At 60.2% G+C, this 26,809-nt stretch carries 23 protein-coding genes and 1 pseudogene; 12 read left to right on the plus strand and 12 right to left on the minus strand.

Annotated elements, in window-relative coordinates:
• The first annotated feature begins 4 nt into the window (after positions 1–4).
• Genes araD1 through KBW81_RS02155 form a run of 4 tightly spaced genes read left to right on the plus strand, consistent with a single transcriptional unit; the run spans position 5 to position 5,237 of the window.
• Positions 5–994 (plus strand): AraD1 family protein, encoded by a 990-nt coding sequence (gene araD1 / locus KBW81_RS02140; RefSeq protein ID WP_254248153.1) that lies wholly within the window; start codon positions 5–7, stop codon positions 992–994.
• A gap of 9 nt (positions 995–1,003) precedes the next feature.
• Positions 1,004–2,746, plus strand: coding sequence for an L-arabinonate dehydratase (gene araD / locus KBW81_RS02145; protein WP_254248154.1), 1,743 nt, complete (start codon positions 1,004–1,006; stop codon positions 2,744–2,746).
• 40 nt (positions 2,747–2,786) lie between these two features.
• Positions 2,787–3,710, plus strand: a complete 924-nt coding sequence (locus tag KBW81_RS02150) for a Gfo/Idh/MocA family protein (RefSeq protein WP_254248987.1) — start codon at positions 2,787–2,789, stop codon at positions 3,708–3,710.
• 15 nt (positions 3,711–3,725) lie between these two features.
• Positions 3,726–5,237 carry an aldehyde dehydrogenase (NADP(+)) gene (locus tag KBW81_RS02155; protein WP_254248155.1) on the plus strand — a complete coding sequence of 504 codons (1,512 nt, stop codon included), beginning with the start codon at positions 3,726–3,728 and terminating at the stop codon, positions 5,235–5,237.
• A gap of 22 nt (positions 5,238–5,259) precedes the next feature.
• Here KBW81_RS02155 and KBW81_RS02160 read toward each other — a convergent pair whose 3' ends face one another.
• The 4 genes and pseudogenes from KBW81_RS02160 to KBW81_RS02175 all read right to left on the minus strand — a co-directional run bounded on the left by KBW81_RS02160 (position 5,260) and on the right by KBW81_RS02175 (position 9,189).
• Positions 5,260–6,426, minus strand: coding sequence for an acetate/propionate family kinase (locus tag KBW81_RS02160; RefSeq protein ID WP_254248156.1), 1,167 nt, complete (start codon positions 6,424–6,426; stop codon positions 5,260–5,262).
• A pseudogene (locus tag KBW81_RS02165) lies at positions 6,423–7,316 on the minus strand (bifunctional enoyl-CoA hydratase/phosphate acetyltransferase); the annotation flags it as partial. The pseudogene KBW81_RS02165 and the gene KBW81_RS02160, both read right to left, overlap by 4 nt.
• Positions 7,317–7,457: 141 nt before the next feature.
• Positions 7,458–8,198, minus strand: a complete 741-nt coding sequence (locus KBW81_RS02170) for an alpha/beta hydrolase (RefSeq protein WP_254248157.1) — start codon at positions 8,196–8,198, stop codon at positions 7,458–7,460.
• Positions 8,199–8,310: 112 nt separating this feature from the next.
• Positions 8,311–9,189: a LysR family transcriptional regulator gene (locus tag KBW81_RS02175; RefSeq protein ID WP_254248158.1), complete on the minus strand. Its 879-nt coding sequence runs from the start codon at positions 9,187–9,189 to the stop codon at positions 8,311–8,313.
• 147 nt (positions 9,190–9,336) lie between these two features.
• Here KBW81_RS02175 and KBW81_RS02180 point away from each other — a divergent pair, with 147 nt between their 5' ends.
• The 4 genes from KBW81_RS02180 (at position 9,337) to KBW81_RS02195 (ending at position 13,049) form a co-directional block, all read left to right on the plus strand.
• Positions 9,337–9,849, plus strand: a complete 513-nt coding sequence (locus KBW81_RS02180) for a TRAP transporter small permease subunit (RefSeq protein ID WP_090190715.1) — start codon at positions 9,337–9,339, stop codon at positions 9,847–9,849.
• Positions 9,846–11,156 (plus strand): TRAP transporter large permease, encoded by a 1,311-nt coding sequence (locus KBW81_RS02185; protein ID WP_254248159.1) that lies wholly within the window; start codon positions 9,846–9,848, stop codon positions 11,154–11,156. The genes KBW81_RS02180 and KBW81_RS02185 overlap by 4 nt, the downstream gene beginning before the upstream one ends.
• A gap of 44 nt (positions 11,157–11,200) precedes the next feature.
• Positions 11,201–12,331, plus strand: a complete 1,131-nt coding sequence (locus tag KBW81_RS02190; protein WP_254248988.1) for a C4-dicarboxylate TRAP transporter substrate-binding protein — start codon at positions 11,201–11,203, stop codon at positions 12,329–12,331.
• 169 nt (positions 12,332–12,500) lie between these two features.
• On the plus strand, positions 12,501–13,049 hold the full coding sequence (locus KBW81_RS02195; protein ID WP_090190772.1) for a YaeQ family protein: 549 nt from the start codon (positions 12,501–12,503) through the stop codon (positions 13,047–13,049).
• Between the two features lie 46 nt (positions 13,050–13,095).
• Here KBW81_RS02195 and KBW81_RS02200 read toward each other — a convergent pair whose 3' ends face one another.
• From KBW81_RS02200 to proB, 5 genes are all read right to left on the minus strand, one after another.
• Positions 13,096–13,845, minus strand: coding sequence for an ABC transporter permease (locus tag KBW81_RS02200; RefSeq protein ID WP_254248160.1), 750 nt, complete (start codon positions 13,843–13,845; stop codon positions 13,096–13,098).
• Positions 13,842–14,777: an ABC transporter ATP-binding protein gene (locus KBW81_RS02205; RefSeq protein ID WP_254248161.1), complete on the minus strand. Its 936-nt coding sequence runs from the start codon at positions 14,775–14,777 to the stop codon at positions 13,842–13,844. Before KBW81_RS02205 ends, KBW81_RS02200 begins: the two co-directional genes overlap by 4 nt.
• The gene (locus tag KBW81_RS02210; protein ID WP_254248162.1) at positions 14,774–15,913 is read right to left on the minus strand and encodes an ABC transporter permease; all 1,140 of its coding nucleotides are present in this window, start codon (positions 15,911–15,913) and stop codon (positions 14,774–14,776) included. The genes KBW81_RS02205 and KBW81_RS02210 overlap by 4 nt, the downstream gene beginning before the upstream one ends.
• 56 nt (positions 15,914–15,969) lie before the next feature.
• Positions 15,970–16,878 (minus strand): glycine betaine ABC transporter substrate-binding protein OsmF, encoded by a 909-nt coding sequence (gene osmF, locus KBW81_RS02215; RefSeq protein WP_254248163.1) that lies wholly within the window; start codon positions 16,876–16,878, stop codon positions 15,970–15,972.
• 224 nt (positions 16,879–17,102) lie between these two features.
• Positions 17,103–18,263 (minus strand): glutamate 5-kinase, encoded by a 1,161-nt coding sequence (gene proB, locus KBW81_RS02220; RefSeq protein WP_090190724.1) that lies wholly within the window; start codon positions 18,261–18,263, stop codon positions 17,103–17,105.
• A gap of 274 nt (positions 18,264–18,537) precedes the next feature.
• Here proB and KBW81_RS02225 point away from each other — a divergent pair, with 274 nt between their 5' ends.
• The 4 genes from KBW81_RS02225 (at position 18,538) to KBW81_RS02240 (ending at position 22,790) form a co-directional block, all read left to right on the plus strand.
• Complete coding sequence (locus KBW81_RS02225; RefSeq protein ID WP_254248164.1) at positions 18,538–19,317, plus strand: pyrroline-5-carboxylate reductase family protein; 780 nt, start codon at positions 18,538–18,540, stop codon at positions 19,315–19,317.
• Between the two features lie 35 nt (positions 19,318–19,352).
• The gene (locus tag KBW81_RS02230; RefSeq protein WP_254248165.1) at positions 19,353–20,627 is read left to right on the plus strand and encodes a glutamate-5-semialdehyde dehydrogenase; all 1,275 of its coding nucleotides are present in this window, start codon (positions 19,353–19,355) and stop codon (positions 20,625–20,627) included.
• A 909-nt stretch (positions 20,628–21,536) separates the two neighbouring features.
• Positions 21,537–21,725 (plus strand): hypothetical protein, encoded by a 189-nt coding sequence (locus KBW81_RS02235; RefSeq protein ID WP_254248166.1) that lies wholly within the window; start codon positions 21,537–21,539, stop codon positions 21,723–21,725.
• A gap of 36 nt (positions 21,726–21,761) precedes the next feature.
• Complete coding sequence (locus tag KBW81_RS02240; protein WP_254248167.1) at positions 21,762–22,790, plus strand: IS110 family RNA-guided transposase; 1,029 nt, start codon at positions 21,762–21,764, stop codon at positions 22,788–22,790.
• 317 nt (positions 22,791–23,107) lie between these two features.
• Here KBW81_RS02240 and KBW81_RS02245 read toward each other — a convergent pair whose 3' ends face one another.
• From KBW81_RS02245 to istA, 3 genes are all read right to left on the minus strand, one after another.
• Positions 23,108–24,040 carry an IS5 family transposase gene (locus KBW81_RS02245; RefSeq protein WP_254248168.1) on the minus strand — a complete coding sequence of 311 codons (933 nt, stop codon included), beginning with the start codon at positions 24,038–24,040 and terminating at the stop codon, positions 23,108–23,110.
• Positions 24,041–24,318: 278 nt separating this feature from the next.
• Entirely contained in the window at positions 24,319–25,110 is a 792-nt protein-coding gene (istB, locus tag KBW81_RS02250; RefSeq protein WP_254248169.1) for an IS21-like element helper ATPase IstB, read from the minus strand.
• Positions 25,100–26,629 carry an IS21 family transposase gene (gene istA / locus KBW81_RS02255; protein ID WP_254248170.1) on the minus strand — a complete coding sequence of 510 codons (1,530 nt, stop codon included), beginning with the start codon at positions 26,627–26,629 and terminating at the stop codon, positions 25,100–25,102. Before istA ends, istB begins: the two co-directional genes overlap by 11 nt.
• Between the last annotated feature and the right edge of the window lie 180 nt (positions 26,630–26,809).

Consider the following 26,809-nt stretch of genomic DNA (forward strand, 5'->3'; position numbering starts at 1 on the left):
CGACATGCTGCTTTCACAATACCGTACGACTGATGGCCGCATTCAGCTTGTCGCCCGCGACGGCACACAGGCCTGTAATGTGGCGACTGATCTGTCGCTGTATGATCTGGCGATGGATTGCGCCGCGACTGGCACGTCCCTGCGCGACCGGGTGGGACAGCTGGGTATGAGCGATGTTGTCGATCTAGAAGCAATCTATGCCGCCGGTCAGATGTTACCGCCCCTGTTCCATCCCGATCCCGCGCATACCTATCTGACCGGTACCGGCCTGACGCATCTGGGCAGCGCCTCTACCCGGTCGGCGATGCATGAAAAGGACGACAAGGCCGAAACGGATTCGATGAAGATGTTCCGCTGGGGTGTGGAGTCAGGCAAGCCCGTTGGCGATGGTCCCGGCGTGCAGCCGGAGTGGTTCTATAAGGGCACGGGCCACGCCATGATGGCCCCGGGTGCCGCACTGCCTTCGCCGTCCTTTGCATTGGACGCGGGCGAGGAGCCGGAGATCGCAGGCATCTACATCATCGGCCCGGACGGTGCGCCATTCCGCGTCGGCTTTGCCCTTGCGAACGAGTTTTCGGACCATGTGACGGAAAAGCAGAATTACCTTTATCTGGCCCATTCTAAGCTGCGTGTCTGTTCCGTTGGCCCAGAGTTGCTGGTTGGCGATCTGCCTGCGGATGTGCAGGGCTACAGCCGCATTCTGCGCGGGGAAGAGACGATTTTTGACGCCCCATTTGTGAGCGGCGAGGCGAACATGTCTCACACCATCGCCAATCTGGAGCATCACCATTTCAAATACGGGATCTTTTGCCAGCCCGGCGATGTGCATGTGCATATGTTCGGCACGGCGACTCTGTCGTTCGCCAAGGGAGTTGTGTGCCAGTCGGGCGATATCTATGAAATCGGTGCCCCGGCCTTTGGCTTGCCCCTGCGCAATCCCCTGGCCATAGATGACGCGCCGCAATCGCCCCGCGTTCACGTTACAACTCTTTAGGAATTTGCGATGACTTTCACTCCCGCTCCATGGCCCCGCACCCTGCGTTCGCAAGAATGGTATGGCGGCACGAGCCGCGATAATATCTATCACCGGGGTTGGCTGAAAAATCAGGGGTATCCTGACGATCTGTTCGACGGGCGCCCTGTGATTGGCATTCTGAACACATGGTCTGATCTGACCCCCTGCAACGGCCACCTGCGCGAGCTGGCGGAAAAGGTGAAAGCTGGCGTGTGGGAAGCTGGCGGCTTTCCAGTCGAAGTTCCCGTGTTCAGCGCGTCCGAAAACACATTCCGCCCCACGGCGATGATGTATCGCAACCTTGCCGCGATGGCGGTGGAAGAGGTGATGCGCGCCCAGCCCATCGACGGCGCGGTGCTGCTGGTCGGCTGTGATAAGACGACGCCGTCCTTGATGATGGGGGCCGCGTCGACGGACATCCCGTCCATCGTCGTCACCGGCGGGCCGATGCTGAATGGCTGGTTCAAGGGCGAGCGCGTGGGCTCTGGCACTGCACTTTGGCAGATGTCCGAAGACATCAAAGCTGGCAAGATGACGCAAGAAGACTTCCTTGCGGCAGAGCAGGCGATGAGCCGTTCATCGGGTACCTGCAACACGATGGGCACCGCGTCCACCATGGCCAGCATGGCCGAGGCGCTGGGCATGGCCCTGTCCGGCAACGCCGCGATCCCCGGTGTCGACAGCCGCCGCCGGGTCATGGCGCAGATGACGGGCCGCCGTATCGTGCAGATGGTCAAGGACGACCTGAAACCGTCGGACATCATGACCAAGCAGGCGTTCGAGAACGCGATCCGCTGCAACGGCGCGATTGGCGGGTCGACCAATGCAGTCATTCACCTGCTGGCGTTGGCGGGCCGGGTTGGCGTTGACCTGACGCTGGACGACTGGGATCGCTGCGGCCGCGATGTGCCGACGATCGTAAACCTAATGCCATCGGGCAAATACCTGATGGAGGAGTTCTTTTACGCGGGCGGCCTGCCTGTCGTGCTGAAGCGTCTGTCAGAGGCCGGGATGCTGCATGACGACGCGTTGACCGTGTCCGGCACCACCATTGGCGAAGAAGTTGCCGGTGCCCAAAACTGGAACGACGACGTGATCTTGCCGGTGGAAAAGGCGCTTGCGGCATCCGGTGGCATCGCCGTGCTGCGCGGCAACCTTGCGCCCAATGGCGCGGTGCTGAAACCGTCTGCCGCCAGCCCGCATCTGATGAAGCACCGGGGCCGGGCCGTCGTGTTTGAAGACATCGACGACTATAAGGCGCGGATCAACGATGATGCGCTGGATATCGACGAGAACTGCGTCATGGTCCTGAAAAACTGCGGCCCAAAGGGCTATCCGGGCATGAGCGAGGTCGGCAATATGGGCCTGCCGCCCAAGGTGCTGAAGAAGGGGATCACCGACATGGTCCGCATTTCTGACGCACGCATGTCAGGCACGGCTTACGGCACTGTCGTCCTGCACACCGCGCCAGAGGCAGCCGCTGGCGGCCCGCTGGCCGTCGTGCGCACGGGCGATATGATCGAGCTCGACGTCGAGGCCCGCCGCATCCATCTGGACATCAGCGATGACGAGCTTGCCGCGCGTCTGGCCGCATGGACCCCCGCCGCGCCGATGTTCACGTCGGGGTATTCCAAGCTGTTCGTCGATATGGTGGAAGGGGCGGATACAGGGGCCGACTTCGGGATCCTGAAAGGAAACCGTGGAAACGAGGTGCCGCGTGACAGTCACTAATCTTAGAGGCGCAGGCGCTGGCGGCGTGGGCCGCCAGTTGATGAGCGAGCCGATTGCCCTGCTGGGCATCGGCAAGATCGCGCGCGATCAGCACATCCCGGCGATTGCCGCATTAAACGCCTTTGCGCTGGCGGCCACGGTCAGCCGTTCGGGCGGTGTGGACGGCGTTGAAAACCATGACGATATTGCGGATCTGCTGGCGGCCCGTCCGGATATCCGCGCGGTGTCGCTCTGCATGCCGCCGGTGCCGCGCTTTGATATCGCCATGGCCGCGCTGGCGGCAGGCAAGCATGTCATGCTGGAAAAGCCCCCCGGCGCTACAGTGTCAGAGGTGCTCAAGCTTGAACGCCTTGCGCGCGCCAAGGGTGTTACCCTGTTTGCGACATGGCATTCGCGCCATGCCGCTGGCGTCGCGCAGGCCCGCGCCTATCTGCGTGATGCGCAGATCAAACATGTCCAGATTGACTGGAAAGAGGACGTGCGCCGCTGGCATCCGGGACAAGACTGGATCTGGCAGGCTGGCGGCCTTGGGGTGTTCGATCCTGGCATCAACGCTTTGTCGATTATGACGGAAATCCTACCAAACCCGGTGCATCTGACTGCCGCAACGCTGGCATTCCCGGACAACTGCGAAACGCCGATTGCGGCGGATCTGGCTTTTGCCGGACCTGCGGGCATGACCGTTGATGCGGTTTTCGATTGGCGTCAGGAAGGTCCGCAAAGCTGGAATATCACCGTAGATACGACTGATGGCCAGCTTCGTCTGACCGACGGGGGTGCAACATTAATTATCGACGGTATGGCGCAAAAAACCGAAGGCCCCGGTGAATATCCGGGCCTGTATCACCGCTTTGCCGAACTTATCGAGGCTGGTCAGTCCGATGTGGACATTAGCCCGTTACAGCATGTTGCAGATGCCTTCATGCTGGGCCGCCGCGAGGTGGTCGCCGCTTTTTATGACTGAATTAAAGGACACGACATGACCGAACTGACTGGCCTTCATTACATCAACGGCACTTGGGTCGCAGGCGGAACAACGTTTCAGTCCGATCCCGTCAGTGGCGATCCGGTGACGGTCCACTCTGGTGGCGCGGCGGAAATCGACGCGGCGATGCAGGCGGCCGAGGCGGCTTTTGCCACATATGGTTGGACTAGCCGCGAAGACCGCGCAGGCTTGCTCGATGCGATTGCCGACGAGATTGACGCACGCGGCGATGATCTAACAGCCTATGGCAGCGCCGAGACTGGCCTGCCTGCCGCCCGCCTGAACGGCGAGCGGGGGCGGACTTGCGGGCAGCTACGTCTGTTTGCTGATCACATCCGCAAGGGCGAGTTTCTGGATCGCCGCTTTGATCCCGCACTGCCGGACCGTGCGCCGTTGCCGCGCCCTGATCTGCGGATGATCCAGCGCCCGCTTGGCCCGGTGGGGGTGTTTGGCGCGTCGAACTTCCCGCTCGCGTTCTCGACCGCTGGCGGCGACACGGCGGCCGCCCTCGCCGCTGGATGTCCGGTGGTTTACAAAGGCCACCCCGGCCACCCCGCAACCGGGGAAATCGTGGCGCAAGCCATCGCCGCCGCGGTTGAAAAGACAGGCATGCCCAAGGGCACCTTTGGCTTTGTGCAGTCCAATACGAACGCAGCAGGCGAGGCGCTGGTCCAGCACCCGCTGACCCGCGCCGTAGGCTTTACCGGGTCTTATCGCGGCGGCAAGGCGCTGTTCGATCTGGCGATGGCACGGCCAGAGCCGATCCCGTTCTTTGGCGAGCTTGGCGCGATCAACCCCGTCTTTATCCTGCCCGCCGCTGCCACAGCGCGTGCCGCTGCTATCGGCACTGGCTGGGCCGGATCGCTAACCATGGGCGTTGGCCAGTTCTGCACCAACCCCGGCGTTGTCGTGGTGCCTGATGCGCAGGCAGACGCCTTTATCGGCGCAGCGCAGGATGCATTGGCGCAGGTCGCGCCCACCCCGATGCTGACGGGCGGCACGGCGGAAGGTTACCGCGCGGGCGTGGCGCATGCGGCGTCGCATGCCAGCGTGCAAACCTGCCTGAATGCCGGCGGCACAGGGCGCGAAGGCGGTCCGGCGCTGTTTGTTGTCGCGGGCACCGATTGGCTGGCAAACCCCGATTTGGCGGCAGAGATGTTCGGCCCCGCTGGCATTGTCATTCGCGCCAAAGATCAGGGCGAAGTGCAGCAGATCGCGCAGGCTTTGCATGGTCAGCTGACCTGCACCTTGCAGATGGACGACGCCGATCTGGACGCCGCCCGCGCGCTTGTGCCCGTGCTGGAACGCAAAGCGGGCCGTTTGTTGGTCAACGCCTTCCCGACCGGGGTAGAGGTGGCGGACAGCATGGTCCACGGTGGCCCATTCCCGGCCAGCACGAACTTTGGCGCGACGTCCGTCGGAACGCTGGCGATCCGCCGCTTTACTCGCCCGGTGTGCTATCAGGACATGCCGCAGGCCTTGCTTCCGCAGGACTTGCAGGACTAGTAAAACGCGCCGCCGCTGGTGCCTAGGCCCAGCGTCGGGTCGCTTCGGCGATCACGATTTCTTCGTCGGTGGCGATGACCAGCACCTCTATCGCAGAGGTGTCCGTGGAAATGCGCGGGGCGTTTTCTGCGTTGGCCTCTGGGTCAATATTCACGCCCAGCCACGCCAGCCGTTCGCAAATTTGCGCGCGGACAAGGGCGGATCGTTCGCCGATCCCGGCGGTAAAGACGATCGCATCCAGCCCGCCGTTCGCGGTGGCAAGCGCCGTCAGCTCGTTCGCGGCGCGGTAGCAGAACAGGTCGATGGCTTGGTGCGCCTGAGGCGCTGTGCTGGCCTGAAGCACAGCCATGTCGGGGCTGATGCCGGACACGCCCAGCAGCCCGGATTGGGTATACAGCAGGGTTGAAAGCTGCGCGGCCGTCATGCCCTTTGCGTCCATCAGATACAGCAGCACACCGGGATCAATCGCGCCGCAGCGCTGCCCCATCATCAAGCCGTCTAGCGCGGTGAACCCCATGCTGGTCGCGGTGCTGCGCCCCTTTGACAGCGCACACATGCTAGCCCCGTTGCCCAGATGGGCGACGACGACCTTGCCCTGCGCCCGGTCCGTGTAGTCAGGCAAGACGCCTGCGATGTAATCATAGGACAGCCCGTGAAAGCCGTAGCGGATGACGCCGTCGTCCGTCATCGCGCGGGGCAGGGCAAAGAGTTGGGCAAGGCGGTATTGGGTGCGGTGAAAGCTGGTGTCAAAGCAGGCCACTTGCGGCACCTTCGGCAGCAGCGCCGCAACCCGGCGAATGGCGGCAATGTTATGTGGCTGATGCAGCGGCGCAAGCGGCACCAGATCGGTCAGGGTGTCCAGCACCTCTGGCGTGACCAGCGTTGGCGCCTTGAAGCTGCGCCCGCCGTGCACGACGCGGTGCCCGACGGCGGTGATGGTGACGTCCGGAAATTGCCGCCCAAGCCAGCGCAGCAGGTCGGGGATCAGGGCATCGTGCTGGGCGTCCGGCTTGACCCCCATCGGTTGCGTCACGGGCTTGCCATCGTGGTCGGTCGCCGTGAAACGCGCTGCCGTGCCTATGCCTGCGATCTTGCCGCGCATCAGGGCGGGAAAATCGTCAGTGACGGGAAACAGCGCGAACTTAAGGCTGCTTGATCCCGCGTTCAGCGTCAAAATCGCCTGTGTCATCCGATCACCAACCGTGCCAGCGCACAGGACGCCAGCCGCGCCCAACTGTTATCAGCACGGCTTGTCAGGATGATCGGCACCGACGCCCCCATGACCAAGCCTGCGGCCTGCGCCCCGGCAAGGTAGATCAGCTGCTTGGCCATCATGTTGCCGGACTCTAGATCGGGCGCGACAAGGATATCTGCATCCCCTGCGACCTGCGATACGATCCCCTTAGCGGTCGCGGATTCGGATGATATCGCGTTGTCAAACGCCAGCGGTCCGTCCAGCAGCCCGCCTGTGATCTGGCCGCGATCCGCCATCTTGCAAAGCGCCGCCGCATGCAGGGTCGAGATCATACGCGGGTTCACGGTTTCGACCGCCGCCAAAATCGCGACCTTGGGCAAGGCGACGCCAAGGGCATGGGCCAGATCAATGGCGTTCTGCACGATGTCGCGCTTGGCGGACAGGTCCGGGTCCACGTTGATCGCGGCGTCCGTGATCAGCAGCGGCTTTGGATATGTTGGCACGTCGAGGACGTAGATGTGGCTCATCCGGCGCTCTGTTCGCAGCCCGGCCGCGCTGTCGACAGCGGCGTCCATCAGCTCGTCCGTGTGCAGTGCACCTTTCATCAAGGCGGCGACTTTGCCCGCGCGGGCAAGGGCGACGGCTGTGGCGGCAGCGGCGTGGCTGTGCGGGGCGTCGATGATTTCGATGCCGGTCAGGGACAGGCCTGCGTCCTGCGCTGTCGCCGTGATCTTAGCTGCGGGTCCAATCAGGACCGGCACGATGATACCGCGCGCCGCCGCGTCCAGCGCGCCGGTTAGGGATAAGGCATCGCAGGGGTGAACGACCCCAGTGCGGACCGGCGGCAAAGCGGCGCTGGCGTCGATCAAGCGGGCGTATTGGCTGGGTAGGGCTACGGTGCGAGGCATTGAATATCCTTCGAAGCAGGGACGCAAAGGGCTCCTGTCCGTCTGATAGTCGTATCCCATGATTGGGGTGTTGATCCACATCAATCTTGACGCAAGGTGCGGGCAAATTGGCGAGGTTTAGCCAGTGATAAAGGCTGCGGCGCGGGCGACGATGGTATCGCGGTCGTGATCCAGTGTGGCGACATGATAGGACCGTTCCAGCCAATGCAGCGTCACGTCCGAAGAGCCGACGTCGCGCACGATGCGCAGGCCATTTTCGGGCGCAACAACATGGTCTTGGCGGGATTGAAACACCAAAATCGGCTGTTTCAGATCTGGCAGCATCAGACCCGTCGCGCAGGTCAGAATGAAACGCTCGCGCAGTGTTGCGGTGGGGATTTGATCGTAGCAAACTTCTTTGCGGCTTGGGTGCTGGATGTCGGATCCGATGCCGGGGTGGAATGCGGTGGGCTGATCGGCAAAGAGTTTGGCGACCTGATCCGGCCGGTAAATGCCCGTAGAGCCGTTGATGGTGATCACCCGGTCAACGCGGTCCGGCAAGCGGATGGCAAGGTTCAGCGCAATCGTGCCGCCTAGCGACAGGCCTGCGACGACGACGTGATCGCAAGTGGTCCGCAAGGCATCTAGCGCAGCCTCGGCCGAGGCGAGCCAATCGCGGTAACCGGTCTGCGCCAAAGCCTGCGGCGTGTCACCATGGCCCGCCAGCAAGGGCACGCTGACGCTTGCGCCGGTGGCCGCGTGAATGGCGTGGCCGACATAGGCGACGCTTTGCGGTGTGCTGGTGAAACCATGCAGCAGCAGCACCCCCGTGGTCGATCCCTTCAGATGAAACGGTCGGGGATCGGTGTCGTAATCCATCGGCTTTTACACTCGCAGCGGCTATTGCTGGATCATAAGACGCAGGATTGGCACGGCGCTCAAATAGGGTTGTGTGATCGGGTGATCGTAGAATTGGATCACCCGCGCGCCGCTATTTAGGAAAGCTGTCGCGGAAAGCTTGCAGCAGCTTGGTATCGACGACGCGGCTCCATGCCATTGAGATGGTCAGTTGCGGGGTCCAATCGGGGACCGGCAGGATGGTCAAAGCGGCGGGCATGCTATCTGCGGCACTGATCGGATAGAAGGTCAAACCGCGCCCGTCGGCCACCCGCTGAAAGATAACCTGCACGTCCCACGCCTCGTCCACGACGTGCGGGGTCAGGCCGGGCGCAAGGAACGCAGCGTCAAGAAGGGCGCGAAAGGACCGCCAGTTTTCGCGCACACCCATGACGAAATCGCTGCCGCGCAGGGTATCCAGCGTCACGGCGTGGACATCGCGGGGTACGACGACCCCGATCTGTGTTGACCAGACCGGCTGCTGCGCGACCTCTGGGTCTTGCACGCTGTCGTGGGATAGCAAAAAGCCGATGTCGATCTTTCCGGTTTTAAGGTTCCGCATCATGGCGTCGGTCGACATCACGTGCATTTCGACCTGGCAGCCCGGATAGCGTTTGTGAAAGCGATCCAGCCCGGCAGAGATCTGGGCAGAGGTCGCAAGCGCCGAATATCCCACGATAATATGGCCGCGTGCCCCAAGCTCGTTCTGGCGGGATGCGCGGATGGTGCGTTCAAAAGTGGCCAGCGTCAGGCGGGCATCGTCAAGAAAAACGCGCCCGGCGTCGGTGATTTCAAACACGCCGGCCGCGCGCAGGAAGATGGCAAAGCCGAGATCCTTTTCCGTGTCTTGAATGGTCTTGCTGACCGCGGGCTGTGCGATATTCAGCGCCTCGGCGGCGGAGCGAAACCCGCCAGCATCGGCGACGGCAATCGTATAGCGTAGGTGACGGATGCCTATGCGGGTCGGACCCATCGCGTTCTCCGATTATATTCTGAATACCGGACCGATAACGAAGTGCGATCACCCGATCAAGCTTTGCGATTTGAAGTGGGCGGGTCCGTGCGGAATGCTGTGGTAAGGCGCAGGAGATCAGGAGGGTCAAATGCGCAGGGAGGATCTATGGACCGTGCATTTCGCAAACTGACCCATGGGCTGATGCTTGTCGGCGGCTTGGGTATCATTCTGATGATGCTGAACATCACACTCGATGTCATTCTAAAGGTGTTTTGGAACGCCCCAATCCAAGGCACGGTCGAGATTTCGTCATATTATTATATGGTTGCGATCGTCATGCTGCCGATGGCCATGGTGGAATATGATGATGAGCAGATCAGCGTGGATCTGTTGTTCAACCATTTCCCTAGCTGGCTAAAGCGGACATGTCTGATGATCACATTCGTCGCCACGGCGGTGATGTTGTCGGTCATGACCTGGCGCACCGGGCTAGACGCCGTGCGCGCATTCAAGGTGGGCGAGGTTGTCATGGGCAGCCGCGAAATCATCGTCTGGCCCGCGCGCTGCATGTTGCCACTGGGCTTTGGTCTGGCGGCTGTCGCGGCCGTCTTGCGGGCGGTCATGCTATTGCGCGGCCGCCCTGTCACGAAACTTCATGATTTGGATTCCGCAGCATGAGCATGTTGACCATCGGTTGGATCGGGGTCGCGAGCCTTTTTGGTCTGCTCGCCCTGCGCATGTCCATCGGCATCGCCCTGATGATTGTGTCGTTCATTGGCATTTCGGTCATGCTGAACACAACGGCGGCCTTTGGGATCGTCAGCGCGCTGCCCTTTAGCTTTATCGGGGACTGGTCCCTGACGGCGATTCCGATGTTTTTGCTGATGGGGTTTATTGCGGCAAATACGGGCCTGACCACGGGCGCGTTTGATCTGTTAAAGCTGCTGCTGGCCCGTGTGCCCGGCGGGCTTGCATCGGCCAGCGTCGGGGCCTGCGGGCTGTTCGCCGCGGCCTCTGGGTCCAGCATCGCCACGACCGCCGCCATGTCGCGGATCGCTGTGCCGGAAATGCTGCGGGCAAAGTATCACCCATCGCTTGCGACGGGCGTGGTTGCCGCCTCTGGTACGTTGGGATCGTTGATCCCACCGTCGATCCTGATGGTGCTTTACGGTATTTTCACAGAGCAATCGATCGGCCAGCTGTTCATTGCTGGCGTCATCCCGGGCGTGATTTCGGCCCTGATTTACATGGGGATGATCACGGTGCGCTGCACCTTGAACCCGGATCTTGCCCCGCGTAGCACGGATACCTTCGACGCGTCTAAGTTCCTGCGCCTGCTGTGGTCGGTCTGGCCGTTCCCGGTGCTGATCATGGGCGTGCTTGGCGGCATCTTCGGCGGCTTTTTCACCCCGACCGAGGCGGGCGGGGTCGGCGCGACGCTGGCCATTATCATCGCACTTTTGCGCTGCAGCCTGACATGGGAGGCGATGCGCGACGCCATCCGGCAAACCGTCGTGGCGACGTCGTCGATCTTTTTCCTGTCCATCGGTGCCATCATGTTCACCCGCTTTATGGGGCTGTCGGGCGTGCCGCGCGCGCTGACGGACGCGATGCTGTCGGTGTCTGACAACAAGATTGTTATCATTCTGATGGTCGCTGGACTGTTCGTGATCCTTGGCATGGTGATCGATTCCATTGGCCTGATGCTGCTGACACTGCCGGTCCTGCTGCCGGTTTTGGAAGGCGCTGACATCAACCTGATCTGGTTCGGCATCATCACGATCAAACTGCTTGAAATTGGCCTTGTGACGCCGCCCGTTGGTCTGAACCTTTACGTCCTGCACTCTGCCCTGTCGGGCAAGGTCAAGCTGGGCGACATCATTTCCGGGACAACATGGTTCATCGCGATGGACATGGTGACCCTGATCCTGCTGATCGCATTCCCCGCGCTTAGCCTGTTCCTGCCGTCCTTGATGGCGAACTGAACCACACAACCACTGCACGTTCCAAAGGGAGGAAACCTGTGAACATGACGTCCATTCTGAAATCCACGGTCGTCGCACTTGCGGCCATGACAACGACTATGACCACCGCCGCATCGGCCGAGAGCTATAATGCGAACCATTTCTTTGCCGAACGCCATTCGATGGTGCGCGGCCCCTACGTTGAGTTTGCGAAAAAGGTCGCAGAGGAAACCAACGGAGAGATTGATTTTACAGTCTTTTCAGCCGGTTCGCTGCTGCCGCCAGCATCGTCGCTGCAAGGCGTGCGTGACGGCGTCGCGCAGGTCACCTATCACGCGGGCACCTATACGCCGTCCGAATTGCCAATTGATAACCTGATTGGCAACATGGCGTTCTATAATACAGACCCGCTGGTCATGGCCTTTGCATCGACTGAATTCGGCCTGACCAATGCTGAACAGCAGGCGGAATGGAAAGCGAACGGCGTTGTCTATGGCGGCGGCTATTCGACTTCTGAATATTTCATGCAGTGCAATACCCCGATCCGCACGTTGGAAGATATGCAAGGCAAGCGTTTGCGGATGGCTGGCGGCGCTTGGTCGCGTTTCGCTGAATTCGCCGGGGCGGTGCCTGTCTCTATTCCGTCAAGCGAGATGTATACCGGCCTTGATGCAGGATCGCTTGATTGCGCCGTGGCTGCGGCTGATGCGCTGGACAGCTTTAGCCTGAAAGACGTCGTCACCGACATGAATACCCTTGCCATCGGCAATTACTATGCCGGGTTTGAATGGGGCTATAACGTGCCGTTCTGGCAATCCATCACACCTGAAAACCGCCGCGTGCTGTTCAACGAAATGGCCTATTATCTGGGCGAGCACCGCATCGCGTTCGACAAGGACGTCGATGAAGCCGTCCAGTCCGCCAAGGACGGCGGCATGACGGTCGTTGACCCCGACGAGACGCTGACAAATGCGCTGGCGGAATTCGTGGTCGCTGACGAAGCCACCTTGATTTCGACCGCCAAAGAGCGTGGCGTGGCAGACCCAGAGGCGATCCTGACCGCGTTCAAAGCGATCATCGATAAATGGGATGGACTGCTGGCGGATGTGGATACAACCGACGTTGACGCCCTTGCAGCGCTGGCCCGCAGCGAAATCTATGACAAGATCGACGAAACAACTTACGGCGTGAATTGATCGTTCACCGCCTTTGAGGTGACGCAAAAGGGGCGGCCATGGGGTCGCCCCGACCTTTTTGCGGCTCAGATCGCTGGCACCGCGATGGGGCACCGCGCCCCTTTTATCCGCTTTCACAAACGGTCTGGACGCACTAGGCATCCCCAACTTGGCTATTTTGGGGAACATCATGGCGCAAAAAGCCACCATCTATAAAGTTGAACTGTCCGTATCGGATATGGATCGACACTATTACGAAACCCATAAACTGACCGTAGCCAAGCATCCGTCCGAAACGGACGAACGGCTGATGGTGCGCATTCTTGCCTTCGCCTTGAATGCCCACGAACAATTAGAAATGACAAAAGGCCTGTCGACGGATGACGAGCCGGACATTTGGCAGAAAAGCCTAAGCGGCGAGCTAGAGTTATGGGTGGCGCTAGGCCTGCCGAGCGAGAAGGTCGTGCGTCAGTCCTGCGGCAAGGCGGATGCGGTCGTTATCTATTGCTATGGCGGGCGCACGGCAGAGGTCTGGTGGGACAAGATTAAGAATAGCACCACGCGATTTAACAACCTTCAGGTTGTCAATTTGTCCGAAAACGAGACGAGCGAATTGGCAAATCTGGCGGATCGGTCGATGAAATTGCAGGTCAATATTCAAGACGGTGAAGTTATGGTCAGCGTCGATGACCGCATCGTCTACGTTAACCCGGTCAAATGGAAATCTGCTGACCAGTAAAGTAAATTCTCTAAACCGCTGACATATGCGCGGGCTGGACGGGTGATTAGCGCCCGGCAGCCCCGCCTGTCACGCGCTGCGATAGATAGGTTTCCAGCCGGATCATGGCGTCATAGATCAGCACTGCGAATAGGCCGACAATCAGGCCGCCTTGCAGAACGTAGGCGGTGTTATTGGTCAGCAGGCCGGCGATAATCACCTCTCCCAGCGTTTTGGCCGCGACGGTGGACCCGATGGTTGCGGTGCCAAGGGCGATCACGACGGATAGGCGGATGCCGGTCAGGATGACTGGCAGGGCAAGCGGAAGCTCTACCCGGTTTAGCCGCTGCCAGCCGTTCAGGCCGATGCCGCGCGCGGCCTCCATCGTGGCGGGGGGCAGGGTGGTCAGGCCGGTGATCGCGTTTTCGAAAATCGGCAGCAGGCCATACAGAAACAACGCAACCAGTGTTGGGCCAGACCCAAAGCCAAGCGCAGGCACCGCAAGCGCCAGAACGGCGACGGGTGGAAAAGTCTGCCCAATATTCGTGATCGTGCGCGACAGCGGCAGGAATGCCGCCCCGGCGGGCCGGGTCACCAAGATCGCCAGCGTTACCGCCACGACCGTCGCCGCGGTAGAGGCCAGTACAACCAGCCCAAGGTGGTTGAGCGAGAGGGACAGCAGCGAGGCGCGCTCATAAATTACCGGCCCGCCCGTGGGGGCAAAGGGTGCAAAGGCCCAAGCGAACCAGCTGGGCCGCACAACAAGGGCAATTAGCAACGCGGTCAGCGCGATGCGGCGCAGGCCTCCGCCGGTCATGCCGTGGCCTGCGCTTGTGCACGGATCGCGGGCAGGGTGACACGCCCAATGATCGCATCGCCGCGCGTGACGGGCAGGGCGTCTCGCCCGCTCCATAGGCAGGCGGACAGCGCGTCGCGTAGGCTTGCCTCTGCCGCGATGGGGGTGCCGGTGGCGGGGCCGTCTTCAACGATATCCGCGACCGCGATCAGCGATAGCAGCCGCAGGGGGCGATCAACACCGCCGACCATATCAGCGACAAAGGGGGTCGCGGGGTTCTGGATAATCTCGGCCGGGGTGCCGTGTTGCACCAGCTGGCCGCCGTCCATGACAGCAACGCGGTCGCCCAGATGAATCGCTTCTTCCATGTCGTGCGTGACCAGCATGATGGTCGAGCCAAGGGTGCGCTGGATGCGCCGCAGGTCGGTCTGCGCCCGCGCGCGAATGATGGGGTCAAGCGCACCAAAGGGTTCGTCCATCAACAAAAGATCGGGCCGCGATGCCAAGGCGCGTGCGACCCCGACGCGCTGCTGCTGCCCGCCCGACAGCTCTGCCGGATAGCGGTCGCGGAATTGCGCCGGGTCCATTGAAAACAGGTCCAGCAGTTCGTCCACGCGGGCGCGGGTTTTCTCTTTGGACCAGCCCAAAAGCTGCGGCACGGCCCCGATGTTGCGCCCCACGGTGTGATGCGGGAACAGCCCGTGCCCTTGAATGGCATAGCCGATCCGCCGCCGCAGAATATGGCCGGGCATGGATGTCGTCACCACGCCGTTGATCCGCACCTCGCCAGAGGTAGGCTCTTCTAGCCGGTTGATCATGCGCAGAAGTGTCGTTTTGCCAGAGCCAGAGGTGCCGACGATGACGGTGATCGTGCCGGTTTCCACCGTCATCGACACCGCATCGACAGCGGCCTTGCCGTCATACACCTTTGAGATCTGGTCAATTTCGATCATGGCGCGCTTTCTGAAACGTGGCGAGTGTGCGGCTGGGTCAGGGCGACAAGGATGTCCATCAAGACGCCCGCGACAAGGGCAAGGGCCACCGTCGGCAGCGCGCCCAGCAGGATCAGATCGGTCGCAGTTTGGTTCAGCCCCTGAAAAACAAATGCGCCAAAGCCTCCGCCGCCGATCAGCCCGGCAATCACAGCAAGCCCGATGTTTTGCACCAAAACGATGCGCAATCCGGCAAGGATGATTGGCAGGCCCAGCGGCAGCTCTACCTTGGCTAAGCGTTGGATAAACGTCATGCCCATCCCGCGCGCGGCCTCTTGCGCGGCGGGGGGCGTGCTGCTGAGCCCGGCAGCGGTATTGGCGACAACGGGCAAAAGGGAATACAGGACCAGCGCGATAAAGGCGGGGGCAAAGCCGATACCGGCGATGCCGATTGCCTGCGCGCCAGGGATGGTGTCACCGACCCAGCCCAGTAGCGGGATCATGATGCCGAACATCGCCAGCGACGGGATCGTCTGCAAAAAGCTAAGGGCCGGCAACAGCGTGTCCTGCAGGCGCGGCTTGCGATAGCAGGCGATCCCGAGTGGCAGGCCGATGATGGCAGCCAACAGCAGCGATCCAAGCGAAAGCCAAAGATGCCGTGACAAGGCGTCAAAGAACGCAGGTTTCCGGCTGGAAAATTCCTGCATGATCGACAGGTGGGACAGCAGCCCTGATGTCAAAAGCGCAGCGAGAAGGCCGAGTATGACGCCCAGAATGCCAAGCCGCGCCCATGGCCCCGGCGATAGGTTGGTCAGCCCGTCTGCCAGCAGCAGCGCCAATACCACCACCAAACACCAGAACCCCGCAGCAGGAGAGACGCGTGCATATTCCCCGGCGCCGTCCAGCAAGGTCGTACTGCCGAGGGTCAGCAGCCAGATCAGCGCCCCCAAACCAACCGCGGCACCGATGACGCGCAGGGTGGGCCATGCGCCCAGCACACCCATCGCCAATCCTGCCGCCAGCACGCCCAGTGCAAGCACCGACGGGCCGGGGCCCGCAAGTTGCCATGCGCGAAATCCATCGCCCGCCACGATGCGGTTCGCCGCGAGCGTCATATAGGGTGCGGTCAGGGCCGCGCACCCGAGGATGAAAAACAACAGGCCCGGCGCTGAAAGCACCGGGCCTGCCAAGCCGTATGACCACCGGGCAGAGATTACTGCAGGACTCCGATTTGCGTCAGGTAATCCCGCGCGACGGCCTCAGCTGGCTCTCCTCCGACTTGGATGCGGCCGTTCAGCTTTTGCAGGGTCGCCATGTCTAGGCCTGCAAAGATCGGATTCAGAACCTCTGGGATGCTGGGATATTCGGCCAGCACTTCGCCGCGGATCACGGGCGCTGGTTCATACACCGGCTGCACGCCCTTATCGTCGGCCATCACGACCAGACCCGTCGCGCCAACACCGCCATCGGTGCCATAGGCCATCGCCGCGTTAACGCCCGATGTGCCGCGCGCTGCCGCCTGAATGGTGGCCGCCGTATCGCCGCCCGACAGCACGACCGTCTGATCCGGCGAAAGGGTAAAGCCATAGGTGTCTTGCATCGCAGGCAACACAGCAGGAGAGGATACAAACTCTGTCGAGGCGGCCAGCTTGATATCACCGCCGCCCGCAACCCAAGCGCCGAAATCGGACATGGTCACAAGGCTGTTTTCCTCGGCGACAGGGCCAGTCACTGCGATGGCCCATGTGTTGTTCGCTGGCGCGGATTGCAGCCAGACCAGACCGTTGGCATCCAAATCAAGCTCTGCCGCGCGGGCATAGCCAGCTGCGGCATCTTTCCAGATTTCGCTGTCAGCTTCGTTAAAGAAGTATGCCGCGTTGCCGGTGTATTCGGGATAAAGGTCGATTTGGCCTGTCAGCAGAGCTTCGCGCACGACCTGTGTCCCGCCTAATTGCAGGCGCCGTTCAACCGGCAGACCCGCGTCTTCCAGCGCGAGGGCGATCATATTTCCCAGCAAGCCGCCTTCGGTATCGATCTTAGAGGACACCACGACGTCGGCCTGCGCGGCTGATGTCAGTGCGGCAGTCAGCCCCAGCGAGGCAAGAATGAGTTTAGAAGCCATGTTCACGGTGTCCCTGATTACCTGTGTCTGCATCACACAATGCAGCCATTCGACGCTAAAATCTAGCGTGGGGGGACCTTTTGCCAAGTGAAAATCTTGGGAATACCTAGGCGGGCTGTGCCACGGCGAAAGAAAAGCAATCGAGCTATCCGCTTTCGCCCCGCATAGGCAGCGCATCAAGTTGCGCTGCCTTATGGCCGTGATTTAATTTTTCGCCCGGTCATTTAGACGGGAATGACGACCTTCTGGTCCTGCGCAGGCGCATCAAGCGGAAGGTGGTTATCCATAAGAACCAATATGTTTTCCGCACCGATGATGTTGCTTTGGGTCTTATATCCAATGACGTCTTCGACCGGTCTATCCAGATTGCGCGCCATCAGCAGCGTTTCCTCAGAGGAGAAGTTGGTCAGGCCGCGGGCGACCTCTTCGCCGTCTTCGCTATAGACGTGCAGCACATCGCCTTTTAGGAAATCGCCCTGCAGCGAAATCACATCGGCCCGGCTAATGCCGCGATCCTTTTTCGCCAGATCGGCGGCCAATGCATTGGACACGACCAGCGTTCCGGATACCTGCAGCCGGTTGCTGAGCCAGACTTTCAACGGAGACGCGGTTTCGCCTGTGACCAAGCAGCGGGTAAAGCGCCGTTCTTTGTTCAGCACTGATGACACGGGGCGTTCAATGATGCCTTCGGCGATAATCGTTTCGACACCTGCGTTCTGGGCCATGTTCGCAGCCTGCATCTTGGTCAACATGCCGCCGCTGCCCAAAGCGCTGATGCCTGTTGTGGATTCCAGATGCTCGCTGACGTCTTCGATTTCAGAGATGAATGTCGCATCCGGGTCGGACGGGTCGCGGTCATACAGACCCTCGACGCTGGTCAGGATGATCAAAAGATCCGCCTCGATCATCTGGGCGACTTTGGCTGACAGGCGGTCGTTGTCGCCTACGCGCAGGTCGCGGGTTGCGACTGAATCGTTCTCGTTGATGATCGGCAAGATGTCGTTTTCGAACAATCTAAACATCGTGTTCTTAATGTTCAAAAAGCGGCGACGTTCTTCCATGTCTTCGACCGTGACTAGCATCTGCGCCACGTCCAAATCGAACTCTGACGCGACCTGGCGATAGGCGTTCATCAGCAGGGGTTGGCCGCAGGCGGCAGCGGCCTGTTTGTCCAAAATGCCGGCATCCTCGGGCCGCTTTCCGATCATATTCAGACCCAGCGCGACAGAGCCGGACGAGGTCAAAACAATGTCGTGACCTTCGCGTTGAAGGTGGGCTAGATCGCTCATCAGCCCATTCATAAATGCATAGCGCAAGGTCAGGTTGTCACTGTTCGCAAGCAGGCTGGACCCGATTTTTACGACGATCTTTTGTTTCTTCGACATAGTAAGTCTCCGATATATATTTGAATTAATAGGGAAAAACCTTGGCCGTTTGCGTATCTGGACGCACCCTTGTAGCCAGCCCCTAATCATTGTTAGGGGTCCTATAACATGCACCCACTGCATAAGTGCAACCATGTCGCTGCATTGCAGCATTCATTCTGGCGCCTTTTGGCCGCCGGGCGACGTGATCAAAGGGGCGCAATCCGGTGCCGGGCTCAGTGCAGGCGCGCTGCGCTATATGCAAGGGTCACCGAGAACAGAAAGGACAAAAGCGATGAACATACTTTTGATAGGCTGCGGCAAGATGGGCGGCGCGATGTTGCGCCAGTGGATCAAGCAGGACGCAAACCAATTTACGGTCGCTGATCCGGGGGCCACAGACCTGCCGGACGGCGTAACTCATGTCACAAAAACGACAGATCTGCCGTCCGCCGCATTTGATGTCATCGTGATCGCAATCAAGCCGCAGATGATCGCCGATTTGCTGCCGGGTTATGCCCACGCCCTGAAACCCGGTGGCTGCTTTGTGTCGATCGCGGCGGGTTTCAGCGTTGGCGCATTGACGGATATCGTCGGCCAAGCTGCGATCATTCGCGTCATGCCAAATCTTGCGGCGATGGTCGGGATGGGCGTGTCGGGGCTCTACGCGAACGATGCCTGCACGCCGCAGCAGATCACCGACGTCACCGCGTTCATCGCCGAGACAGGGCGCTGCGTTCCGCTAAAAAGCGAGGACGAGATTGACCGCCTGACCGCCATCAGTGGCAGCGGCCCGGGTTATGTATTCGAGGTGATGCGCACCTATGTGGCCGCCGCTGAAGAGCTGGGGTTTGACCACGACACGGCGCGTGCGCTGGTGTTCGACACGATCACGGGCACGGTCGAGGCCGCGCGCCAGTCAGACGCTTCGCTTGAAGAATTGCGCAATTCCGTGACCAGCAAGAACGGCACGACGGAGGCCGGATTGAACGCGCTGATGCACGACGGGCAATTGGACGCGCTGTTTCGTGATACCGTGCAGGCCGCATATCGCCGGGCCACAGAATTGAAATAAGCGCGGCGCTTTTGGCGCTGCGAAAGGAGAGACATATGAATGACCTAAGCACCGATACAGCCGGTATGGACGTGGCCGCCGTTGTTGCAGACCTTGGCCAGCGCGCGAAAGCCGCGGCGCAAGAGCTTGCTTTGGCCACGGCAGACCAGCGCAATTTGGCGCTCCGCGAGGCGGCAAAGGCGCTGCGTGCGCGCACGGATGACATTCTGACCGCGAATGCGGCCGATCTGGACAGCATCAGCGGCAAGGATGCGGCATTCATTGATCGCCTAACCCTGACCCAAGACCGCGTCGCGGCGATGGCGGATGCGGTCGATGCTATTGCGGGGCAGTCCGACCCGCTGGGCCGCACCCTTGCGACGTTTGACCGGCCCAATGGCCTCAAGATTGACCGCGTCAGCGTGCCCATTGGCGTGATCGCGATGATCTATGAATCGCGCCCGAATGTCGGGTCTGACGCAGGTGCGCTTTGCGTGAAATCCGGCAATGCGGTGATTTTGCGGGGCGGTTCAGAAAGCCTTCATTCCTCGCGGGTTATTGTGGCCTGTCTGGCGCAGGGCCTTTTGGCTGCGGGCCTGCCCGAGGATGCCGTGCAACTGGTGGATACCCGCGACCGCGAGGCGGTAAAGCTTTTGCTGCACAGCACGGATACGGTCGATCTGGTGATCCCGCGCGGTGGGCGCGGGCTTGTGTCCTTGGTGCAAAAAGAGGCGCGCGTGCCGACGTTGCTGCATCTGGATGGCAATAATCACAGCTATATTCACCAAGATGCCGATATCGCGAAAGCCGTGGGCATTGTGCGAAACGCCAAGATGCGGCGCACTGGGATTTGCGGTGCGACCGAATGTGTCGTCATCGACCGCCAGATCGCAGATCAGGTCTTGCCGCTGCTGCGCGATGCACTTGGCGACTGCGAATTGCGTGGCGACGATGCGGCGCAAAAGATCCTGCCCGGCATAATCCCTGCAACGGACGCCGATTGGGACACCGAATACCTTAGCAACATTATTTCTGTGAAGGTTGTCGACGACTTGGCTGAGGCGATTGCGTTCGTTCAGGCCCATTCGTCCGGCCACACTGATGCGATTGTGACGGAAAACCATGACGCCGCGAAGCGGTTCATGACGGCGATTGATTCAGCCGTCGTGATGCACAATGCGTCAACGCAGTTCGCCGACGGAGGTGAGTTTGGCATGGGCGCAGAAATTGGCATCGCAACTGGTAAAATGCATGCGCGCGGCCCGGTGGGGGCCGAACAACTGACCAGCTTCAAGTATTTCGTCTTCGGTGACGGGCAGCAGCGGCCATAACTCTCGCAACCGCTGGAGCAATAGACAGGCGGCGCGAGCGGTCACGGGCTGACGTCGATCTAAGCTAGGGTGGCCCGGCCGCGATGCCGAGCCGCCCCATATGCGCGTTCCAAGCCAGCTTTCGGTCGAAAGCTGGCTGGTCTTTCCAGCGCAAACGAAGCAATTGTTTCGCGGATGTCTGAACCCGCGGATGCATACCAGCAGAGCGATCGTAACCTGCGGCGGTGTTTGCCATGCAGTGATCAGATCATTCATGCTTCACTAAGATATAGGAGGAGCTGGCTGGCGTGGTAGGATACCGTCTAGCTGGAAGAAGCGGGTCAGCTTCCCTCTTTCTCGCGGCAGCGGAAACCTCCGACTTCCCGATTACCTTTGACAGCAGGGGGTGGTTTCAGGGAATGCCCGTCCCTCGTCACGGCCTAGATGGGACACTGGAACGTTGGCGTACTGGCTAACGAACAGCCCGATGGAATGCCGGCCTGATTTGTAGCCCCCAGGACGCAACGCCTCGGCCCGCTTCCTAAGGTAGATTTTGGCAAGATCCCCAACCTTTGCAGAGGTTCGTTTGGTTCCGCTGAAACCCTTAACCCCAGAGGGTTCCAGAGCAGCCCGCAGGCGAGCATCGGTTTGCTTGTTAACGCCATCCCAGTTCTCACCAAGTCCCTGAGCAGGCAGCCCTCCCCAGCGCACGCGTCTTCGCCAGATCAGAACGCCTACATCGCGCGATATGGGCCGCACCGTTAGGTGCTAGTGGCCCGACCAATACATCATCAACAGCATTTAGTCGTGGCTCGTCAGGGACGTCTGGAGTGGCATCTTCATCGTTATTTAAGATGTCCAAAGTACGCAAAATATTGAATGTATAGCCAGGTGAAAATGTCTATGTACACACCGCGTAAGATGACATTGATGTCGTTACTGTCCGTGATCATATTTCTGGCGGTCGTCGGTTCTGGTGTTGTGATGTTTTCGTCAGAACTGGACCGCCGCGTCGTGGATGACAGCACGCAACTGGTGTCACGCTATTTGAATAGCCAGCGCGGCTTTGTTGATGGCTTGGATGCCCCCTCCCGACGGCATCGCAATGTGCCACTATGATGAGTGTTGAAGCCATCACAGAAGGAAGGAGCATCCATGTCCGAAGTTACTATTATCGGTGTCGATCTGGCAAAGCGCGTTTTCCAGCTGCACGGTGCACACCAAGACGGTTCGGTCGCGTTTCGTAAGAAGCTTTCACGAGGTCAGTTTCTCGCGTTCGTGGCGCAGCAGCCTAAATGCCTGATCGCCATGGAGGCTTGTGCAACGGCGCATGGCTGGGCTCGGGAATTTGAGAAGTTGGGCCACGACGTGCGCCTGATCCCGCCAATCTATGTGAAGCCGTTCGTCAAACGTCAAAAGAATGATGTGGCCGATGCAGAGGCCATCGTAGAGGCTGCATTGCGTCCAACCATGCGCTTTGTCTCAGTGAAGACGGAAGATCAGCAGGCCCGCGCCATGCTGTTTCGCACGCGGCAGATGTTCGTTGGCCAACGCACCCAGATGATCAACGCTTTACGCGGCCACCTCGCCGAACATGGACTGGTCGCTGCCCGGGGGCCTGCTCATCTCAAGACGCTCGCGCACGCAATTGCAGACACTGACACGACTCTGCTGCCTGAAGTGCGGGAACTTGGTCGGATGTATCTGGAGCAAATCGAGGGGTTGAATGCACGTGTTGCAGAGCTCGACGCGAAGATGAGATGCGCCGCTAAGAAAGCGGACTCGGTCCGCCGCGCACAGACCATGCCGGGCGTAGGCCCTGTCACGGCTCTTGCGATCGAGACGTTTGCACCTGACCTGGCCACCTTCAAACGCGGTCGCGATTTTGCCGCGTGGCTTGGACTCGTGCCTAAGCAGCACTCGACAGGCGGCAAGGCCCGGCTCGGGAAGACGTCGAAGATGGGACAGCGCGACATCCGCACCCTCTTAGTCTCAGGAGCCATGGCAGTTCTTCAGGCTGTCGAGAGGTTTGACACACCAAATAATGGCTGGCTGAAACGCCTGCTGACCCGCAAGCCACGCATGGTTGCCGCGATTGCGCTCGCCAACAAGATGGCGCGAGGCCTCTGGGCCATGATGACGAAACAAGAGGATTACCGGAATCCGGCGGCGACGATAGCGTAGCAAAGATTGCGCGTCACGACGTCCCGGTAAGTTGGGGGTGTGAGGAGGTCACTGAACAGTAAGGGCAAAGGATCGATCAGATCCGGGTCAGAGAAAGCAGCATTTGCGCAGGAGCCAAAGAGCTCGGTTTGTTGATTTGCTTCTGGTCCGCGCATCGCCATACCGGCCCGCGGTCACATCAACGCCGCACACAGAGGCCTGATACATGACAGCACCCGATCACACGCTCGCACCGTTCAAAAATCACTTGCACCAACGGGGGCATCCATACATGCGCAAATCAGCTGACGAACGGTTCTCCCCTTTCCCAGACGGATTTACCCCACGGCTTTCGTGACAGGGATGCCAAGGGCGGTGTAACCGTTCAGGATCGCGATGCGCACCTGAACCTCGGCGACCTGGCGGTCAAAGTCGCGCGCCATCAGCCGCTGGCCCAGCAGTTTTACACAATGCATCTTTGTCTCGACGCGGCTCCGGCGGTGGTATCCGCTCCAGTTTCGCCAGAGTGCCCGACCCAAATATCTCGATGCGCGCAGTGCGTCGTTCCTGGCGATGGCGCCGGCAGTGGTTGGCTTCCATGGCTGGGCATTTCTACGCGGGGGGATGACTGCAGAGGCTCCACGATCGGCAATGGCGTCATGGCATTTGCGCGTGTCGTAGGCACCATCCGCAGTCACGGTGACGATCTGCTGGTCAGCTGGAATCTGGTTGAGCAGACAGGGCAACATCGGTGCATCTCCGGTGTTGCTGCCCGTGATCTCGACTGCTCTGATTTCCAGCGTTTGCTCATCAATGCCGATGTGGATCTTGCGCCAGACGCGCCGTTTGCGGCCGCCATGCTTGCGGGCGTTCCACTCGCCTTCCCCTTCGACCTTGATGCCTGTGCTGTCGATAAGCAGGTGCAGCGGGCCCTTCGCGCAACGATACGGGATGTTGACCGCAAGCGTCCTTTGGCGTCGGCAGATGGTGCTGAAGTCAGGAACGTCCCAATCGAGGCCCGTCAGCCGTAAGAGGCTTTCCACAAAGCCCGTCGTCTGCCGAAGCGCCATTCCGAGTAGCACTTTCATGGTCAGGCACGTCTGGATGGCAGCGTCACTAAATTTCCGCGACCTGCCCCTCTTGCCGGAAGGTTTGGCATCCCAGTTCATCTCGGGATCGAACCAGATCGTCAGTGATCCGCGGCGCTTCAGCGCCGCGTTATAGGCAGCCCAGTTCGTCGTCTTATAGGTAGGTGATGACGGTTTGCTCATGCGGGCCAGCTACCACACTGGATTCACGACATGAATCCCTCAACCGATTTGTGCAACAGAGCCTCTAACCCCTGTGGTGCAGTCGGGCGAGGTTCAGCTGTTCCACTACGGTAGCTAGGCCATCTACGGCAGATTAAAGGGGACCCTCGGTGGCTTCGGCTGCTGGGGGTTCATCCTGCCTTAAATTTCTTTTTGTTGATCAGTCTGTTGATTGTCACTGAGAACTGACCCGGCATTGTCACCGAGACTTGACCCACCCAGTTGTTATGTTCTTTGCGTCATGATGGCGTCAATGCTGCTGTCTCCTTTCGTTTCTTTTTCGCGGTCTCTGAGCTGGCCTTGAACCGATAGCTGTCATTACCGGTCTCCAGGATGTGGCAGCGGTGGGTGAGGCGGTCGAGGAGCGCGGTAGTCATTTTCGCATCGCCGAACACGCTGGCCCATTCGCTGAAGCTCAAGTTGGTTGTGATGACGACGCTGGTGCGCTCGTAGAGTTTACTGAGAAGGTGGAACAACAAAGCGCCACCTGAAGCGCTGAAAGGCAGATATCCCAGCTCATCCAGGATCACCAAGTCGGTTTTCACCAGCGCTTCAGCGATCTTCCCCGCCTTGCCTTGGGCCTTTTCCTGCTCCAGCGCATTGACGAGTTCGACCGTCGAGAAGAAGCGCACGCGCTTGCGATGATGCTCGATCGCTTGAATGCCGAGGGCGGTGGCGACATGCGATTTTCCGGTTCCGGGGCCTCCGATCAGCACTACATTCTCAGCCGCGTCCATGAACTCGCACCGATGAAGTTGGCGGACCAAGGCTTCACGGACTTCGCTGGCAGCAAAGTCGAAGCCAGAGAGGTCCTTGTATGCTGGGAAGCGTGCTGCCTTCATGTGATAGGCAACGGAACGCACCTCACGTTCGGCCATTTCGGCCTTGAGCAGCTGCGACAAGATGGGGATCGCTGCATCGAAAGCGGGCGATCCCTGCTCATGCAGGTCCTGCACGGCTTGCGCCATGCCCGGCATCTTCAGGCTGCGCATCATGATAACGATGGCAGCACCGGCGGGATCATGACGCATGACGTGTTCCTCCCGTGGTGCGCAGCCCATCATACCGTGCGACATTGGCCTCGGGTTCCTTGCTCAAAGAAAGGGCTTCGGGCTGAGTCACATCGGGCTGGTCTATCGGTGTGCCGTCCACCAGACGGTGGAGCAGGTTCAGCACATGGGTCTTTGTTGGCACTCCTGCCTCCAGCGCCATTTCCACAGCACAAAGCACGGCCTGTTCGTCATGGTGGAGCACCAGTGACAGGACATCGACCATCTCGCGATCGCCACCGGGCCTGCGCAATATCTGATCCTGCAGCTTCCGGAACCCTTCTGGCATCTCAACGAAGGGAGCACCGTTCCGTAATGTGCCTGGCTTGCGCTGGACCACAGCGAGGTAATGGTGCCAGTCATAAACGACACGCCCCGGCTGACGGTGCGATCGTTCAATGATGCGCTCATGCGTGCAGACCACATGCCCTTCGGCGACGATGACCAGCCGTTCGGGGTAGATGTGCAGGCTGATGGGCCGGTTTGCGAAGCTGGCGGGCACTGAGTAGCGATTGCGATCGAATGTGATCAGGCAGGTGGGCGACACCCGCTTGCTCTGCTCGACAAAGCCATCAAACATTGTGGGCAGTGGCATCAGCGCGGGCTTTTCGGCCTCCCAGACATCGGCAATGCTGCCAGGTAAGGTGCCATGCGGGGTCTCCGCCCACAGGAGCTTGCAGCGCTCCTCCAACCAGTCATTCAGCGCATTAAGGTCAGGAAAGGCGGGCATGATCTGCCAAAGCCGATGGCGCGCATCGCGCACATTCTTCTCAACCTGACCTTTCTCCCACCCTGCTGCTGGATTGCAGAACTCAGGATCAAAGACATAGTGGCTGGTCATCGCCAGGAACCGTGCGTTTACATCCCGCTTCTTTCCGACACCAACCCGGTCGACGGCTGTCTTCATGTTGTCGTAGATGCCGCGCCCCGGAACACCCTCAAACACCCGGAAGCCATGCCAGTGGGCATCGAACAGCATCTCATGCGTTTGCAGCAGATAGGCCCGCACCAAGTAGGCGCGGCTGTGCGACAGCTTGATATGGGCGACTTGAAGCTTGATGCGCTCGCCGCCGACATAGGCCCAGTCCTCGCTCCAATCAAATTGAAACGCTTCACCAGCCTGAAACACTAACGGCACGAAGACCCCGCGGTCAGTCGTATGCTGCGCGCGCTGTCGTTCACCCTTCCAGTCCCGCACAAAGGCCGCGACACGCTCATATGAACCATCAAAGCCAAGCTGCACCAGATCGGCATGCATCTGCTTGGCGGTTCGCCGCTCCTTGCGTGATTTGCGCTGCTCAGACACCAACCAGGCTGTCAGCTTCTCAGCATACGGGTCCAGCTTGCTCGGACGGTCCGGCATCTGGAACTCAGCCTCAACAATCCCGGCCCGCAGATACTTCTTGATCGTGTTGCGAGACACGCCTGTCCGCCGCGCAATCTCGCGAATGGGCATCTTGTCTCGCAGCGCCCATTTCCGAATAACCCTCAAAAATCCCATGTCTACCACTCCAATAGCCCCCAGCTGAATCAAGCAGGGGCAAGGTTGCACATGGGTCAATTCTCAATGACAATTTCTGCAGTTGCCGGGTCAGTTCTCAGTGACAATCAACAGCCCGGGCTTTGATGGAGTTTCAGAAGGAGATTGTGGGGATAGCCGGCACGGCGGAAAGAGTTGGGC

Origin of the sequence: Loktanella salsilacus, assembly GCF_024206795.1 — a bacterium.
GTDB classification, from domain to species: Bacteria; Pseudomonadota; Alphaproteobacteria; order Rhodobacterales; family Rhodobacteraceae; genus Loktanella; species Loktanella salsilacus.

Coding starts and splice junctions, on each gene's coding strand:
- araD1 (WP_254248153.1), top strand. CDS start 5: ATGCTGCTTTCACAATACCGTACGACTGATGGCCGCATTCAGCTTGTC.
- araD (WP_254248154.1), top strand. CDS start 1,004: ATGACTTTCACTCCCGCTCCATGGCCCCGCACCCTGCGTTCGCAAGAA.
- KBW81_RS02150 (WP_254248987.1), top strand. CDS start 2,787: ATGAGCGAGCCGATTGCCCTGCTGGGCATCGGCAAGATCGCGCGCGAT.
- KBW81_RS02155 (WP_254248155.1), top strand. CDS start 3,726: ATGACCGAACTGACTGGCCTTCATTACATCAACGGCACTTGGGTCGCA.
- KBW81_RS02160 (WP_254248156.1), bottom strand. CDS start 6,426: ATGACACAGGCGATTTTGACGCTGAACGCGGGATCAAGCAGCCTTAAG.
- KBW81_RS02170 (WP_254248157.1), bottom strand. CDS start 8,198: ATGGATTACGACACCGATCCCCGACCGTTTCATCTGAAGGGATCGACC.
- KBW81_RS02175 (WP_254248158.1), bottom strand. CDS start 9,189: ATGGGTCCGACCCGCATAGGCATCCGTCACCTACGCTATACGATTGCC.
- KBW81_RS02180 (WP_090190715.1), top strand. CDS start 9,337: ATGGACCGTGCATTTCGCAAACTGACCCATGGGCTGATGCTTGTCGGC.
- KBW81_RS02185 (WP_254248159.1), top strand. CDS start 9,846: ATGAGCATGTTGACCATCGGTTGGATCGGGGTCGCGAGCCTTTTTGGT.
- KBW81_RS02190 (WP_254248988.1), top strand. CDS start 11,201: ATGACGTCCATTCTGAAATCCACGGTCGTCGCACTTGCGGCCATGACA.
- KBW81_RS02195 (WP_090190772.1), top strand. CDS start 12,501: ATGGCGCAAAAAGCCACCATCTATAAAGTTGAACTGTCCGTATCGGAT.
- KBW81_RS02200 (WP_254248160.1), bottom strand. CDS start 13,845: ATGACCGGCGGAGGCCTGCGCCGCATCGCGCTGACCGCGTTGCTAATT.
- KBW81_RS02205 (WP_254248161.1), bottom strand. CDS start 14,777: ATGATCGAAATTGACCAGATCTCAAAGGTGTATGACGGCAAGGCCGCT.
- osmF (WP_254248163.1), bottom strand. CDS start 16,878: ATGGCTTCTAAACTCATTCTTGCCTCGCTGGGGCTGACTGCCGCACTG.
- proB (WP_090190724.1), bottom strand. CDS start 18,263: ATGTCGAAGAAACAAAAGATCGTCGTAAAAATCGGGTCCAGCCTGCTT.
- KBW81_RS02225 (WP_254248164.1), top strand. CDS start 18,538: ATGAACATACTTTTGATAGGCTGCGGCAAGATGGGCGGCGCGATGTTG.
- KBW81_RS02230 (WP_254248165.1), top strand. CDS start 19,353: ATGAATGACCTAAGCACCGATACAGCCGGTATGGACGTGGCCGCCGTT.
- KBW81_RS02235 (WP_254248166.1), top strand. CDS start 21,537: ATGTCGTTACTGTCCGTGATCATATTTCTGGCGGTCGTCGGTTCTGGT.
- KBW81_RS02240 (WP_254248167.1), top strand. CDS start 21,762: ATGTCCGAAGTTACTATTATCGGTGTCGATCTGGCAAAGCGCGTTTTC.
- KBW81_RS02245 (WP_254248168.1), bottom strand. CDS start 24,040: ATGAGCAAACCGTCATCACCTACCTATAAGACGACGAACTGGGCTGCC.
- istB (WP_254248169.1), bottom strand. CDS start 25,110: ATGCGTCATGATCCCGCCGGTGCTGCCATCGTTATCATGATGCGCAGC.
- istA (WP_254248170.1), bottom strand. CDS start 26,629: ATGGGATTTTTGAGGGTTATTCGGAAATGGGCGCTGCGAGACAAGATG.